The sequence below is a fragment of the Tsuneonella flava genome (assembly GCF_002870965.1).
GTDB classification, from domain to species: Bacteria; Pseudomonadota; Alphaproteobacteria; order Sphingomonadales; family Sphingomonadaceae; genus Tsuneonella; species Tsuneonella flava.
In genome coordinates this window covers 542,300-556,463 of record NZ_PHSO01000004.1, presented here as the reverse complement: position 1 = coordinate 556,463, position 14,164 = coordinate 542,300, and the positions used below count along the sequence as shown (strand labels likewise).

The following is a 14,164-nucleotide window of genomic DNA, read 5'->3' as shown; positions in this document are numbered from 1 at the left end:
CCCTCTTGCGAGGGGCACCGGCGAACATTGCTGACCGGGCCACTCGTGAGAACAGCTACCGAGTGGAATGTTACATCATCACGTTATCCCGGCAAGCGCAATCGCGTTGCGGGATGCAACGTAAGCGATTGGCGCCGTGGGATTTATCCGATCAGCGGATCGGGCAGTCGGGCGAAAGCCGGAAGTCGAGATAGTTATCGACCGCCGCCATCATCTCGTCATTCTCGTTTTCGAAGAAGTGATTGGCGCGCGGAATCTCGTCGTGGTGGATCGTGATATGCTTCTGCGTCCGCAGCTTTTCCACCAGCTTGGTGACAGCACCGGGCTGCACCACGGTGTCCGCCGCGCCGTGCACGAAGATGCCGCTGGCCGGGCAGGGGGCAAGGAACGAGAAATCGTACATGCTGGCCGGGGCAGAGATCGAGATGAAGCCGCGCACTTCGGGGCGGCGCATCAGCAACTGCATACCGATCAGCGAACCGAAACTGACCCCGGCGACCCACGTCGTCTGCGCTTCCGGGTGGATCGACTGCACCCAGTCGAGCGCGCTGGCTGCATCGCTCAGTTCACCGATACCGTTGTCGAAACTGCCCTGACTGCGCCCGACACCGCGGAAATTGAACCGCAGCGTGGCGAATCCGCGATCGACGAAGGTCTTGTAAAGCCGCTGAACAATCCGGTCGTTCATCGTGCCGCCGCCCTGCGGATGCGGGTGGAGGATCATGGCGACGGGTGCGCGGGGGCGCGGTCCGGGGCTGAAACGGCCTTCGAGGCGACCCTCGGGGCCGGGGAAAATCACAGTGGGCATGGTTCGACCTGCTCGAAATAAAGATACACGCCAGCGCGCGGGTGGCGCAGCACGAGGTTGCGGCTATATAGTGCGCTGACACGAAATCGCAATTGATGACGACACAGCGAATCTATCTCGACCATGCCGCCACCACTCCGCTGCGGCCCGAAGCGCGCCGCGCGATGGAGCACGGCTTTGCCCAATGGGCCAATCCCAGCAGCCCGCATAGCGAAGGGCGCAAGGCGCGCGCTCTGCTGGAAGATGCGCGCGAACGGCTGAAGGCGGCGCTGCATTGGGATGGCAAAGTGATCTTCACCGGCGGGGCCAGCGAAGCCGCCGCGCTGGCGTTCGACAATGCCAATGTCGTGCACGATATCGCCACTGCGGTGGAACATGACGCGATTCTGCGCGGTGACGATGTGGACTGGACAATCCCGGTACGCCCCGATGGCACTGCCGACATGCAACTGCTCGCCACCCGCAGCGAACCGCTGGCGGAAATGGAAGGGTATTCGGAAAACCGCACTCTGGTGGCGGTGCAGCACATCAATTCCGAAACCGGCAACCGCCAGCACATCGGCTTCGCGGCGGAACTGGTGCACGACAACGGCGGCCTGCTGCTGGTCGATTGCGCGCAGAGCGCGGGCAAGTTCGCGGTGCCGCAAATGGCCGATATGGCGATTATCTCCGCGCACAAGTTCGGCGGGCCGATTGGCGTGGGCGCATTGCTGGTGCGCGATTATGCCATGCTCCACCCCGGTGGCGGGCAGGAACGCGGATATCGCCGGGGGACGGAAAACCTGCCCGGCATCCTCGGCATGGTCGCCGCGCTGGAGGCGTGCGACGAACCCTATGTCGCGCCCGACGTGCTGGCCCCGCTGGATGGCTTTGCGGAGGCTGTGCGCGCGGCGGGCGGGGTCTGGCTGTCGGACAGGCTGGCCGATCCCACCCCCTATATCCACGCGGTTGCGATGCCGGGCATTTCGGGTTCGGCGCAATTGATGCGGTTCGATATGGCCGGGATTGCGGTCAGTCAGGGCAGTGCCTGTTCGTCGGGCACGATGAAGCGCAGCCATGTGCTGACCGCGATGGGCCTGGACGGCGATCTGGCCGACCGGATGATCCGCGTCAGTTTCGGCTGGACCACGACCCGCGCCGAAATCGAACGGTTCTGCGAAGTGTGGCTCGACATGGCGCGGACGGGGCAGCGGGCATGAACGTGCTGCTGTTGCCAATGGCTGCGTTCGAATGCGGTGGCGGGGAGGGGGCCGATTCGTCGCAGAGCTTGCTCCGTCACCCCGGCCCGCGAGCGCCGGGTGCGAAGAATAGCTGGACCCCGGACTTGATCCGGGGTCCAGCTTCCTCCGGCGCAACGCCCAAAATATCGGACGCCCCGGACACATGATCTACCTCGACTATCAGGCCACCACTCCGCTCGCGCCAGAGGCGCGCGAGGCGATGATGCGCTGGCTTGACGGGCCGGGGGGCGACGGGTTCGGCAATCCGCACAGCCCGCACCGCATGGGCCGCATGGCGCGCGCGGCGATAGAGCTGGCGCGCGAACAGGTTGCCGCGCTGATGCCACCGGGTGGGCGGGTGATCTTCACCGGCGGCGCGACCGAAGCGCTCAACCTCGCCATTCGCGGTACAGGGCGCGGACAGGGCGGCAGCGTGGCGGTTTCCGCCATCGAACATGCCGCCGTGCTCGATACTGCGCGCGATGTCGGCGGCTGTCACGTGCTGGGCGTGAATGCCGAGGGGCGGTGCGATCCGGCGGGCGATTTGCCCGGAGATACCCGGCTGATCGCGGTGATGCAGGTCAACAACGAAATCGGCACGATCCAGCCCGCGGCCGAATGGCACGCGCGGGCGCAGGCGGCGGGCGCGCTCTATCTGTGCGATGCGGTGCAGGCCTATGGCAAGATCCCGCTTGCCGCCGCCGATATGATCGCGATCAGCGCGCACAAGTTTCATGGGCCGAAAGGCGTCGGCGCGCTGTGGCTGCGCGACGGAGTCGATCTGGCCGAAGTGCAGACCGGCGGCGGGCAGGAATTCGGCCTGCGTTCGGGCACACTCAGCCCGGCATTGATCGCCGGGATGGGCGCAGCAGCGCAGCTCGCGCGCGAACGGATGGAGGAGGATGCCGCGCATATCGCCGCGCTGTGGCACCGCGCGCGCGATCTGTTTGCCGACTGGCAATTGAACGGCAGCGCCGATGCCCGCTGGCACGGCAATCTCAACCTTCGCCGCGAAGGGCTGGATGTCGCCCGGTTGATGAGCGATTGCCGCAATGTGATGTTCAGCGCCGGATCGGCCTGCGCCAGCGGATCGGGACGGCCCAGCCACGTGCTGAAAGCCATCGGTTTGAGCGATGCCGCTGCAAAAAGCTCGATCCGGCTGGGCTTTGGGCGCTATACGACGATGGAAGAGATCGAACAGGCCGCCGCACTGATCGGCGCAGCGGCGAAGGCACAGGATATCTGATGGTCAAGGTCACTTTCGTCACCGCTCTGGGCGATAAAGTCGCGGCAGACGGCGAACCGGGGGAAGAGCTTTTGCACGTGGCTCAGGCTGCCGGGATGCCGCTGGAGGGCACCTGCGAAGGGCAGATGGCCTGCTCCACCTGCCACGTCGTCGTCCGCCCCGACTGGTTCGACAAACTTCCCCCGGCGAGCGAGGACGAGGAAGACATGCTCGACCTCGCCGCCGGAGTCGCCCGCACCAGCCGCCTGTCGTGCCAGATCGTGCTGACCGCCGAAATGGACGGACTCGAAGTCCGCATCCCGGCGGAAAGCCACGATATGCGGCGGCTGTAGGGGGCTGTCAGGCTCTACGCCGCTTCGCTCACTTTCGCTTCGTTCAGCGCGGCGATCAGGGCCTGGCTGAAGGCGGGAATGTCGTCCGGGTTGCGGCTGGTGATCAGGTTGCCGTCGCTCGATACTTCGGTGTCCACTACGGTGGCCCCGGCATTACGCAAATCGGTGCGGATCGATGGCCAGCTGGTGACGGTGCGTCCTTTCACGATGCCCGCTTCGGCAAGCAGCCAGGGGCCGTGGCAGATCGCGGCGATAGGTTTGCGCGCATCGTCGAAATCCTTGACCAGTTGCACCACCCGATCGTCCATTCGCAGGATGTCGGGATTCATCTGGCCGCCGGGCAGCAGCAGCGCGTCGTAATCGGCGGCCGACACTTCGCTGACGTTGAGGTCCACCTTCACCGGCGCGCCCCAGTCCTTGTTGTCCCAGCCTTTGATCTCCCCGTCTTCGGGGCTGACGACGACGGTTTCGAAGCCCGCCTTTTCCAGATTGGCCTTTGGTTTTTCCAGTTCCGACTGTTCGAAACCGTTGGTGGCGATAATCATCACGCGTTGGGGCATGTATGCTCTCCGTTTCATTTGTTCGCTATTGCCCGATCAATGCGTGGGATAAGCTGTGTGTTCCGCGTTGAGCGATACGCCGTGGCGGTGATAGGGCGAGTGTCATGGCCGATATTCTCGATACCGATAAAGACCCGTTCGACGCGATCGTCGATGCTCCGTTCGATTCCGCGCTCAGCGAACGGTATCTGGTCTATGCCCTGTCCACTATTACTGCACGTTCGCTGCCCGATCTGCGCGACGGGCTGAAGCCGGTCCACCGCCGCCTGTTGTGGACTATGCGCCAGCTGAAGCTCGATCCGACCAACGGGTTCAAGAAATCGGCCCGCGTGGTGGGCGAAGTGATCGGCAAATATCACCCGCACGGCGACACCGCGGCTTACGATGCGATGGTGCGTCTGGCGCAGGATTTCAGCTTGCGGTATCCGCTGGTGGAGGGGCAGGGGAACTTCGGCAATATCGATGGCGATAACGCCGCCGCCTACCGTTACACCGAAGCGCGCCTGACCCGTACAGCGATGCAACTGATGGCCGGGCTGGACGAAGGCACGGTCGATTTCATCCCGACATACAATGGGGAAGAACACGAACCGGAACTGATGCCGGGCCTGTTCCCCAATCTGCTGGCCAACGGGGCGAGCGGGATCGCGGTGGGCATGGCGACCAATATCCCCAGCCACAATGTCGCGGAAATCATCGATGCCACGCTGGAACTGATCGATAATCCCACAGTCGAACACAGCCGGTTGATGGAACTGTTCCACGGGCCGGACCTGCCGACCGGCGGCCTGATCGTCGATAGCCCGGACATCATTTCCAAAGCCTACGAAACCGGGCGCGGCAGTTTCCGCATCCGGGGCCGCTTCCACGCAGCGGAGGCGGAGAAGGAAGAGGATCGCGATGCCGGGATAGAGCGGCTGGGCGGCGGGCAGTATCAGCTCGTCATCAGCGAAATCCCCTATCAGGTGCCCAAGGGCAAGCTGATCGAACAGATCGCGCAATTGATCGCGGACAAGAAGCTGCCGATTCTCGAAGACGTGCGCGACGAGAGCGATGAACATATCCGCATCGTGATCGTGCCGCGCAATCGCAATGTCGATCCCGAATTGCTGAAGGAATCGCTCTATAAGCTGACCGATCTGGAAACCCGTTTCGGCCTCAACCTCAACGTGCTCGACGCCACCCGCACGCCGCTGGTGATGGGGCTGAAGGAATTGCTGGGCAACTGGGTCGCCAGCCAGATCGATATCCTCCAGCGCCGCGCCCAGCACCGGCTGGAGGCGATCGCCCGGCGGCTCGAACTGGTCGAAGGCTATATCATTGCGTTCCTCAACCTCGACCGGGTGATCGAAATCATCCGTACCGAGGATGAGCCGAAACCGGTGATGATGGCCGAATTCAACCTGACCGACCGGCAGGCCGAAGCGATCCTCAACATGCGGCTGCGTAGCTTGCGTAAGCTGGAGGAAATGCAGCTTCGCGGAGAGCGGGACGATTTGCTGAAAGAGCAGGCCGATCTCGAAAAGCTGCTCGGTTCGCCCGCGCGCCAGCGCACCCGGCTGAAACGCGATCTGGCCGAACTGAGGAAAGAATACGCCGAAGACACCGCACTGGGCCGCCGCCGCACGACGATTGCGGAAGCGGCGCCGACAGTGGAATTCAACCCCGATGCGATGATCGAGAAAGAGCCGGTCACGATCATCCTGTCGCAACGCGGCTGGGTCCGCGCGGCGAAGGGGCATGTTCCGCTCGATCAGGAATGGAAATTCAAGGAAGGCGATGGCCCGGCCTTCGCTCTCCACGCGCAGACGACGGATAAGCTGCTGATTGCAGGCGACGATGGTCGCTTTTTCACCCTAGGGGCGGACAAATTGCCCGGCGCGCGCGGATTTGGCGAACCGGTGCGCGGGATGGTCGATATCGATCCCGAGGCGCATATCGTCGCCGCGCTGATTTATAAGCCGAAGGGGCAGTTGCTGCTCGCGGCGACCAACGGCAAGGGCTTTGCCGCCGAGATGGACGAACTGCTCGCGGAAACCCGCAAGGGGCGGCAGGTGGTCAATCTCAAGCCCGGCATAAAGCTGCGCGTCGTGCGCGAGATAGAGGGGCCGCACGATCATGTTGCCGTGGTGGGCGACAATCGCAAGCTGGTGGTGTTCAATCTGGAAGAACTGCCGGTGCTGGCGCGCGGGCAGGGGGTGACGCTGCAACGCTATCGCGATGGCGGGCTGAGCGACGCGATCACGTTCCGGCTGGAAGACGGGTTAAGCTGGGCAATGGGCGGCGAAACCGGCCGCACCCGCACCGAAGAGGAAGTGTGGCAGTGGAAGGTCGCCCGCGGTGCCGCCGGCCGGATGCCGCCGCGCGGTTTCCCGAAAGATAACCGCTTCTGATTGCTGGGTGGCGGAGGCGGTTTCCCGCACTCCGCTCTCCACTCATCATTGCGAACGTGGAGAAGCAATCCGTGGGGTCAGGGTGGTGCCCGTTGCCTCGGTTCTGGCGGTGGCGACGTTCGGTCCATGAATTGCCACGTCGCCTGAAGCTCTTCGCAATGACGAGGGTGGGGATACGCGAGGTAGCATTGGCCAGCCATCGGCAGTGCGGCTCTTATCCCCGAACCAAACCTTCTCCGTGCCTTCGTGCCTTCGTGTGAAAAGTTTCCGTCCAAGGCCCCTCCCATCGCGGCGGTTGTGGCGGAGACAAAGGGCGGTCGATGGATTGCCACGTCGCCTTGCGGCTCCTCGCAATGACGAGGGCGGGTTGCGCCCACTCTCCCGCTCTCCCCGTCGCCCCGGACTTGATCCGGGGTCCAGCTTTCCTTTCGGCGCAGTGTTGGCAGAAGCGCGCCTCCGGCTCGGCGGCCGGGGTCACGATGGAGTTGTGGATGGCGAGGCGCGGAGTCGCTTTCCCATGCAAAACGGGCCGGACGCGCATCCGCATCCGGCCCGCTGTTTGTTGCTAAACGCTGGTATTATTCAGCGGTGCCCGTATCGGCGGTGGCGTCTGCGCCAGCACCGCCCTTTGCTGCGGCGGTAAGCTGTTCGGCGGTATAACGCGCCATCAGCGTGCCATTGGCGTCGACTGCGAACGTGTTACGCTTGAGGGCCACCGGGCCATCGGTGGTTTCGAGCACGACATCGTCGCCTTCGACCGACTTGACCGTACCGGCGGGCTTGCCATCGGCGGAATTCACAGCAGCACCGGCGATCAGCGCGGTATCGCGCGCCTGTGCCGCGGCTGCAAGCTGAGCGGAGACCATTTCATCGAGCTGCTGCTTGGTCACAGTGATGGTCGGGCCTTTATCGCTCTTGCCGAATGCATTGGCAGGCAGCGGAGCCTTATGCGTGCCGGTATCCAGCACCACAACGCCGCCCGAAACGCTTGTTACCGTGCCGACGACGTTACCTTGCGGGCCATAGACAGTCGCCCCGGCGGCAACATCCTGAGCGTAAGCCGCACCGGGAAGGGCGGCAGTGGCAAGGGCGGCGGCAAAGGCCAGCTTGGCAAATTTCATATGGGTACTCCGTTTTACTTCAATCACGACGCCGGGCACACGGGTCGCCCCGCTACAACCGGCAAAACTGTAAACACACGCAAAGGGCAGAGCGCGCGGCCCTGCAAATGCCTCGCCAGGCGAAGCGGCAACCGCCAAAGCGGTTGCAAGCGCGCAATGTTCTGCCAGAAAACGGCAGATAAACGCTCTAGTTCCATCTCAGGACAGAATAGGCAACCGCCTAATCGTATAAGGCAGTGAAGCTGAATTCGTCCTGAAGCTGACGCCCGGCCCGGAATCAGCGGCCGATCAGCGTCCGGTCAGTTCCTCTTCCAGCAGTTGCTGTACGCGTGTTTCGGATGGAAAGCCTTCGCTTATCCAGCGGCGCTCCACTTCGCGCAGGATGCGGGCGACTTCGGGTCCGGCGGTAACTCCGCGACTGACGATCTGGCCGCCTTTGAGCGGAAAGTTGGGCACTTCCCAGCCGGACACCGCTGTGGGATCGCCGCCCAGCATCACGATGCGATCGATCGCGCAGTCCGTGCCCAGTTCGTAAGCCAGCGAATGAGCGTCGCGTCCGTCCATCGGGTTGCGCTCTGCCGCGCAGACCAGCCGTTCGCGTTGCGCCCGCGACAGCCGCAGCCGCGCAGCCACCGTTTCCGCGATGGAGGGCACCGGCGGCAACAATGCAGCAAGGCGGCGCACGGCATTGGGCGGGACACCGTACATCTGTTCGGTCTCGATCATGATTTCCATGTGCTCGATCTCGTGCGCGCCCGCTTCGGGCAGGACGACCGGCAGAACCCCGCGCGCCTGCATCCGCGCCAGCGTGGGGGAGGGATCGCGCAGGCCCAGAAGGTTGAGCAATTCCCAACCCACCCGTTCGCGGCTCAGCCCCATCAGGGTTTCGGCCAGCTCGGCACAGGCATCCTCCGCCTCGGCATCCAGTTCCGCGCCGAAGCGCGCCTGAAACCGATAATAGCGCAGGATACGCAAGTGGTCCTCCTGAATACGCGCGCGTGCGCTGCCGATAAAGCGTACCCGGCGCATCGCCAGATCGGCCATTCCGCCGAAGTAATCGTGAATCTCCAGCGTTTCGGGATCGGCATAGAGTGCATTGATGGTGAAATCGCGCCGCGCCGCATCGTCGCGCCACTCGCTGGCAAATTCGACAGTCGCGCGGCGGCCATCGGTGCTGACATCTTTGCGTAAAGTGGTCACTTCCACCGGCCCGCCATCAAGCACGGCGGTTACCGTGCCATGATCGATTCCGGTGGGGATCACGCGGATATCGGCCTTCTTCAGCCGTTCGATCACGGTTTCGGGGGGCAGCGTGGTGGCCGCGTCGATATCGTGCACCGGTTCGCCCAGCAGCGTATCGCGCACTGCGCCGCCGACCCAGCGTACAGTACCTTCACCCAGTGCAGCGACAAGCGCCGCCAGATCCGCGCGCGTGGTCCATTCGGCCTTTGGCAGTTCAGCCATTGAAAAGCTCCGTCAGTTCTATCCGGCGGGAAAGGTTGCCGATGATCGCTGCGGTCACACCCCAGATGCGGTGCCGGTGCCACATGATCTCGAAATATTCGCGCGGACCGCCATCCCATTCGATGGTCCGCTTTATCTGATTGGCCGGGTCGAGCACGAAGCCCAGCGGCGGCTCGAACCATTCGCTGACTTCCGCCGGATTGGGCGTCAGCGGTAAATCGGGGGGGACGACCGCAAGCACCGGCGTAATGTCATACCCGGTGCGAGTGCGAAACGGGTCGGACGTGCCGATCACCTGAACATTGCGCGGGTCGAGCGCGATTTCCTCGTGCGCCTCCCGCAAGGCGGCCTGAACGGCATCTTCGCCGGGGTCGAGCTTGCCGCCGGGGAAGGCGGCCTGTCCCGCGTGCTGGCGCATCGTCAATGGCCGGTGCGTCAGGATCACGCCCGGATCGGGCCGGTCGGTCACGGCGATCAGCACCGCCGCGGGGCGCAGTTGCTCCGGTGCCGCCATCGCATCTTCCAGCAGATCGACATCGCGCGCATGGCCCGCTTCGAATAGACGGGTGAGCCGGTCGAGAAGCTCGCTCATGCCGGCACCAGCGAGAATTTCGCGCCTTCGCTCGTCACGCGCCAGTCGTCGCCTTGCGACAGCGCGTGTTCGGCCAGCTGGGCATATGTCGAACGGTTCAGCCGCGCCTCGCACCCGCGCCGCACCGCGAGATAGAGCGCAGGGGTGTCCGCATCGCCGCGCGCGATCAGCGAGTGATCCGGCCCCGCGATTACGATCTCGTCGGTATTCAGGCGAAAGGCGAGCGCGCCATCTTTCACCGCCATATCGGTGGCGATAAAGGCGGCATCTTCGACTGCGATCGACAGTTTCTGCACCGGAGTGACCAGCCAGTGCTGCTCCGTTTCGTCACGCATTAGCAGCGAAGCGAAGGCGCGGACCATCGCCGGGCGGGAGATCGGGCTGCCTTCGTGGGTCCAGCTACCGTCGGCGCGAATGGCCATATGGCTGTCGCCCGTCATTTGCGGCGCCCACTGTTCGACCGGCGGCAATTTGCGCGCGGCCACTGCTTCGGCCAGCTCTGCCAGCGACAGTCCGGCGATTTCCGGGGGCGGTTCGTAAGGCATGGTGTCCGGCACCCGATGCCAGAGGATGCCGAACGCTTCAACCGGGAGCGGGTGATAACCTGCCGTTATCGTTGAATCGAGCTGCCGTATGGACGGCAGAAGCAGCCATCGCACCTGCCTTGGAAATCATGGCCCATCCGACCCTCGCTACATTCAGCAAGCAATCCAGTGGTTCGAATAAACCGGCAAGCCACATGCGGTTCTGGCGGATTTTGCGCGCATCTCCCGTTTGTCAGGGTGAAACGGTATTATTCAGGAGGTGGCCAATGCGAAAATATGCGACGCTCATCGGGCTTGTCGGCGCCAGCATTTTGTCAGGTTGTGGATCATCGGCGGATCAATCCGCGACTGCACCGCAGGTGGAGACGCAAGCTGGTGGGCAGGCTGTTAAGCTTCCGGCCGATTTTCCATCCGATATCGTGCTGCCGGAGGACACCAGGCTTGTTCTCGCAAGCACGCCAGTGCCGGGTGATGTCTTCATCGAAGGTCGCAGCCGACAAAGCGCGGAGGCGATCGTTGAAGGATTCACAAAGCGCCTGTCCGATGCCGGTTATGTTCTGACGGACCGTGCCAAGACCACCGACCCGCTTGAAATCTATTTCGAGGGCAAACAGGTGGAAGGCGGCAATATCCGCGTCCGCGACGACGGCGCGGATCGCGATTTCATGCTCACTTACACCAAGGCGGGGCAATGATGTCGGTGCGCCGTTTGGCAGGGAACGCGCTGGTGTTCGCTCTGGCAATGTCGCTGGCCGGATGCGGCGACGGAGCAGGCGGTGCCGGTGTTTCCGAAAAAGGGGCCACTGGTAACCGAGCCAATGGCATTCTTCCGGTTGAGGATGGCGACGAAAGCTTGCTGGGAAGCGTCAATCTGCCCAGTCCCGACTGGATGCCGCAGGACATGCCGCTTCCGCAAGACGCGCATATCTATCTGGCAACGCATATCCCGCGTAACGGCGAGCCGGACCTGTTCATGGTGCAAGCCAAATCTCTGGTCGATGCAAAAGCTTATGCCGATGCCTTTTACGAATGGGCGAAAAACAGGAACCTCAATCCCGAACTGAACGATAAACCGGGGGCGAAGACAAAGCTTGTCGGTTTTACCGGAGCGGGGGATTCGCCAGCCATGACGCAAGTCATCTCTCGCGATGGATACCGCGATATCATCATCACTTTTGCCGGCCCTCTCTGATCCTTTGGCCTGATTCTGCAGACTAGCGCTGCGTCTCGGTAATCCTGATGAATGTGTCCCAACCGTCGTCGGGAAAGGGAAGATCGTAAACCCGCAATACAACGCGGCCCTGCCTGCCGTCCGGTCCCTTATAAGAAAAACCGCGCACACCGCCGGGTAAAGGGGCGACACTGTCGTGCCCGACATAGGGCAGGGCACATCGATAAAATGCAGCGATTTCGTCCGGGGTGCCGAGTGTCTTCAGGGTCACGTCAATCGCGCTCGCGGTATCTGCGCGATCTGCACCATCTGCGGCGCCCCCGGCCGCCACGATCGCCCCCGATGGTGCGGCAAGGCGGACCGGATAATCGGGCAATTCCCACACAGCCATGCCAGCACAATAGGGTGTGCCCGACGTCATATCGGGCACTGGGGAAGCGGGCGGAGTCGCAGAACACGCTGCGGCAAGCAACGTGGCGGTGGTGGCGACACGGCGCATCAGAAGGACGCTGACACGCGCACTGCGCCGCCGATCTGCCAGCTACTGCCATAAACCGGGCTTTTCGCGCTTGCGCCGATCCCGATCGTCAACGGACCCAGCGGTACGTCGTATCCCGCGCCAAAGCGCGCGCGCACATCCTTGCGGTGCAGGCTCGATGTCAGGGTGAATGCCTCCATACCCGGAATGTCGGAGGTTCCGCCGATCGTGATCGGATCGTCTGCCAGATCGGTTTCCAGCGAAAAGCCGAGGCGCAGGGGATTTTGCCCGGCAGGCAGTTCCATATCGATTCCGGCATGGGCAATTGTGCGTTTCGCCTCGATGGCGGCGAAGTGTGCCGGGAAATCGCCGCCCGCTTCGAGAAATGCATCCCGTTCGCTATTGCGCCGGTCAAATGCCGCCCACGGGCGCAGATCCATGCCGCCCGGCAAGCGGAAGCCATATCCTGCGCGCAGGCCAAAGCTATCGCTGCTAAGCCCCGCAGTTCCGTTCATCGGTTGTACGTCGGCAAAGCCTTCGCCACGGACAAGCGACAGGCTTTCGCGCGCGTGGGCATACCACAAACGGGCGAACGGCCCCGAACTCGCCGCCTTGTAATCGAGCGACACCGACCATGCATGGGCGCCACTTTCATGCGTCCGGTCATCCTTGATCGACGGATCGGCCCAGGCGTACCCCCCGCCGATGCTGAGACCCTCTGTCAGGCCCACGCCTGCGAAGAGGCGCGCTCCGATGGCTTCGCGACGGCCGACTGGTGCGGTGCCTGCCGATGTCCAGCCGTATCCCTCAACCCCCAGACAGAAACGCCGTTGGGCCGGATCGCAGCCCGGTGCGGCGGCTATTTCGGTGAACTGTTGCTGTTCCTCGATCGCCAGTTCGCCTTCTTCGGCCAGCCCGTTGAACGAAGAGAGCAGATTGGTGAAATCCTGCATGACCGAATGCCAGATGAAGGCCCGGCTCTGCCCTGCGGCATTGTCGGACACGCCGACGATTGTGGTGCCATCTTCGCTCACATCGGTGGCTCTTGAGTTTTTGCCGCCCAGTGTGCCCAACGCGACGATGCCGCCATCGTCGGTCCAGCGAAAGGCAACGGAGCTCCCGCTCGTTTCGCCGCGCGCACTCCCAACAATCACGCCGCCATCGCCGCTGACTGCCTTGGCAACGGTGTAGGCGCCGTTGGGATCGTCAGTCGGCAGGTAGCCGATTTCACGCATCACACCGTCGCGCCAGTAAAAGGCTTGCGATGAATTATAGACATCGGGGTTGTTATGGTCACTTTGACCGATGATCGTGGACCCGTCGGCGCTGATTGCCGTGGCCGTGACATTGGACCCGCCCAGATCGCCAATGTCTGACATGGTGCCATCCTGCCAGACGAATGTGCGGCGAATGTCGCCGCCCGATCCGGTCAATACCCGCGCATAGCCAGCGATGACACTGCCATCGTCGCTGATCAGGTTGGCGCCGCCCGTCGTCTGGCCGGTCAATGCGCCCAGGCTCTGCATAGTGCCGCCAGACCATCGGAAGGCCTCGCGGCTTCCGCCATCGACGTCGGATATCCCCACTACGATCGAGCCATCGCCGCTGACAGCGAGAGCTGACGAGGCTGTACCGCCAAGCACGCCGATGTCCTGCGCCCCCTCCTCGGTCCAGCGGACCGCGTGCTGATCCCCATCGACGAAGGAGAAACCCACGAGGGTGGACCCGTCGCGATCGAGCGCGGTCACCCCTTCGATGACCAGTTCTCCCGGTGCAGACGGCTGGTCGATGCGTGTTGCGGTGCCATTGCGATAGCGGTAGATTCCGCCCTCTGGCAGATCCACCGTGGCGCGAATGACAACGGTCGATCCGTCACGGCTCATCAGCCCGCGAGAGCTGCCGCTGGTATCCAGCACCGCCTCGCTATAGACGACACCGGGCAAAGTGATATCCTTCGCCACTCCATTCTGCCACAGAACCATCCGCACGGCGCCCGCTTCGTTCTGGGCATACCCGAACACAACAGAGCCATCGCTGTTGACCTCGGTCGCGATCGAGCGGTCCCCACCCAAATCGCCAAGGTCGACCATTTCCTCTTCAGGAATATCCTGTGCCTGAACGCCAGTTGGTAACAGGGCTGCGCTCAAAGCCATCAGGCTCGTCATACCGATAAGGCGCAAGTTCGCATTCCGCCCGAATGTCTGCTTGGCTGTCATGTAAATCCCCTCGAATGA

At 63.2% G+C, this 14,164-nt stretch carries 14 protein-coding genes; 6 read left to right on the top strand and 8 right to left on the bottom strand.

Annotation, left to right across the window (positions count from 1 at the left end; genetic code table 11):
• Positions 1-151: 151 nt before the first annotated feature.
• Complete coding sequence (locus tag CV013_RS06280) at positions 152-808, bottom strand: alpha/beta hydrolase (protein ID WP_102154380.1); 657 nt, start codon at positions 806-808, stop codon at positions 152-154.
• Between the two features lie 95 nt (positions 809-903).
• Between CV013_RS06280 and CV013_RS06275 the strand changes: the two genes are divergently transcribed.
• The 3 genes from CV013_RS06275 (at position 904) to CV013_RS06265 (ending at position 3,606) form a co-directional block, all read left to right on the top strand.
• Positions 904-2,007, top strand: a complete 1,104-nt coding sequence (locus CV013_RS06275) for a cysteine desulfurase family protein (RefSeq protein ID WP_102154379.1) — start codon at positions 904-906, stop codon at positions 2,005-2,007.
• A 184-nt stretch (positions 2,008-2,191) separates the two neighbouring features.
• The gene (locus CV013_RS06270; protein ID WP_102154378.1) at positions 2,192-3,274 is read left to right on the top strand and encodes a cysteine desulfurase family protein; all 1,083 of its coding nucleotides are present in this window, start codon (positions 2,192-2,194) and stop codon (positions 3,272-3,274) included.
• On the top strand, positions 3,274-3,606 hold the full coding sequence (locus CV013_RS06265) for a 2Fe-2S iron-sulfur cluster-binding protein (RefSeq protein ID WP_102154377.1): 333 nt from the start codon (positions 3,274-3,276) through the stop codon (positions 3,604-3,606). Before CV013_RS06270 ends, CV013_RS06265 begins: the two co-directional genes overlap by 1 nt.
• A gap of 14 nt (positions 3,607-3,620) precedes the next feature.
• On the opposite strand, the gene CV013_RS06260 is transcribed toward CV013_RS06265, so the two are convergent.
• Positions 3,621-4,166: a type 1 glutamine amidotransferase domain-containing protein gene (locus tag CV013_RS06260; protein ID WP_102154376.1), complete on the bottom strand. Its 546-nt coding sequence runs from the start codon at positions 4,164-4,166 to the stop codon at positions 3,621-3,623.
• 104 nt (positions 4,167-4,270) lie between these two features.
• Here CV013_RS06260 and parC point away from each other — a divergent pair, with 104 nt between their 5' ends.
• A complete protein-coding gene (gene parC, locus CV013_RS06255; protein ID WP_102154375.1) occupies positions 4,271-6,559 on the top strand; it encodes a DNA topoisomerase IV subunit A in 2,289 nt (762 codons plus the stop codon).
• Between the two features lie 578 nt (positions 6,560-7,137).
• On the opposite strand, the gene CV013_RS06250 is transcribed toward parC, so the two are convergent.
• The 4 genes from CV013_RS06250 to CV013_RS06235 all read right to left on the bottom strand — a co-directional run bounded on the left by CV013_RS06250 (position 7,138) and on the right by CV013_RS06235 (position 10,281).
• Positions 7,138-7,680, bottom strand: a complete 543-nt coding sequence (locus CV013_RS06250; protein ID WP_102154374.1) for a hypothetical protein — start codon at positions 7,678-7,680, stop codon at positions 7,138-7,140.
• A gap of 288 nt (positions 7,681-7,968) precedes the next feature.
• Complete coding sequence (locus tag CV013_RS06245) at positions 7,969-9,144, bottom strand: CCA tRNA nucleotidyltransferase (RefSeq protein ID WP_102154373.1); 1,176 nt, start codon at positions 9,142-9,144, stop codon at positions 7,969-7,971.
• Entirely contained in the window at positions 9,137-9,736 is a 600-nt protein-coding gene (locus tag CV013_RS06240; protein WP_102154372.1) for a CoA pyrophosphatase, read from the bottom strand. The genes CV013_RS06245 and CV013_RS06240 overlap by 8 nt, the downstream gene beginning before the upstream one ends.
• Positions 9,733-10,281 carry a DUF1285 domain-containing protein gene (locus CV013_RS06235; protein ID WP_102154576.1) on the bottom strand — a complete coding sequence of 183 codons (549 nt, stop codon included), beginning with the start codon at positions 10,279-10,281 and terminating at the stop codon, positions 9,733-9,735. Before CV013_RS06235 ends, CV013_RS06240 begins: the two co-directional genes overlap by 4 nt.
• Before the next feature lie 119 nt (positions 10,282-10,400).
• On the opposite strand from CV013_RS06235, the gene CV013_RS06230 reads away from it, so the two are divergent.
• Both CV013_RS06230 and CV013_RS06225 read left to right on the top strand, forming a co-directional pair.
• Complete coding sequence (locus CV013_RS06230) at positions 10,401-10,976, top strand: hypothetical protein (RefSeq protein WP_123639930.1); 576 nt, start codon at positions 10,401-10,403, stop codon at positions 10,974-10,976.
• Entirely contained in the window at positions 10,973-11,473 is a 501-nt protein-coding gene (locus CV013_RS06225) for a hypothetical protein (RefSeq protein WP_123639931.1), read from the top strand. Before CV013_RS06230 ends, CV013_RS06225 begins: the two co-directional genes overlap by 4 nt.
• 22 nt (positions 11,474-11,495) lie before the next feature.
• Here the strand turns inward: CV013_RS06225 and CV013_RS06220 are convergent, their stop codons facing one another.
• Together CV013_RS06220 and CV013_RS06215 are read right to left on the bottom strand one after the other, a co-directional pair.
• Positions 11,496-11,882 carry a hypothetical protein gene (locus tag CV013_RS06220; RefSeq protein WP_123639932.1) on the bottom strand — a complete coding sequence of 129 codons (387 nt, stop codon included), beginning with the start codon at positions 11,880-11,882 and terminating at the stop codon, positions 11,496-11,498.
• 68 nt (positions 11,883-11,950) lie between these two features.
• Complete coding sequence (locus tag CV013_RS06215; protein ID WP_102154368.1) at positions 11,951-14,146, bottom strand: autotransporter domain-containing protein; 2,196 nt, start codon at positions 14,144-14,146, stop codon at positions 11,951-11,953.
• Positions 14,147-14,164: the final 18 nt, after the last annotated feature.

Excerpts from the sequence above, each read along its gene's own strand:
- CV013_RS06260 (WP_102154376.1), bottom strand. The coding sequence starts at position 4,166 with ATGCCCCAACGCGTGATGATTATCGCCACCAACGGTTTCGAACAGTCG.
- CV013_RS06275 (WP_102154379.1), top strand. The coding sequence starts at position 904 with ATGACGACACAGCGAATCTATCTCGACCATGCCGCCACCACTCCGCTG.
- parC (WP_102154375.1), top strand. The coding sequence starts at position 4,271 with ATGGCCGATATTCTCGATACCGATAAAGACCCGTTCGACGCGATCGTC.
- CV013_RS06235 (WP_102154576.1), bottom strand. The coding sequence starts at position 10,281 with ATGCCTTACGAACCGCCCCCGGAAATCGCCGGACTGTCGCTGGCAGAG.
- CV013_RS06265 (WP_102154377.1), top strand. The coding sequence starts at position 3,274 with ATGGTCAAGGTCACTTTCGTCACCGCTCTGGGCGATAAAGTCGCGGCA.
- CV013_RS06240 (WP_102154372.1), bottom strand. The coding sequence starts at position 9,736 with ATGAGCGAGCTTCTCGACCGGCTCACCCGTCTATTCGAAGCGGGCCAT.
- CV013_RS06215 (WP_102154368.1), bottom strand. The coding sequence starts at position 14,146 with ATGACAGCCAAGCAGACATTCGGGCGGAATGCGAACTTGCGCCTTATC.
- CV013_RS06280 (WP_102154380.1), bottom strand. The coding sequence starts at position 808 with ATGCCCACTGTGATTTTCCCCGGCCCCGAGGGTCGCCTCGAAGGCCGT.
- CV013_RS06225 (WP_123639931.1), top strand. The coding sequence starts at position 10,973 with ATGATGTCGGTGCGCCGTTTGGCAGGGAACGCGCTGGTGTTCGCTCTG.
- CV013_RS06245 (WP_102154373.1), bottom strand. The coding sequence starts at position 9,144 with ATGGCTGAACTGCCAAAGGCCGAATGGACCACGCGCGCGGATCTGGCG.
- CV013_RS06270 (WP_102154378.1), top strand. The coding sequence starts at position 2,192 with ATGATCTACCTCGACTATCAGGCCACCACTCCGCTCGCGCCAGAGGCG.
- CV013_RS06250 (WP_102154374.1), bottom strand. The coding sequence starts at position 7,680 with ATGAAATTTGCCAAGCTGGCCTTTGCCGCCGCCCTTGCCACTGCCGCC.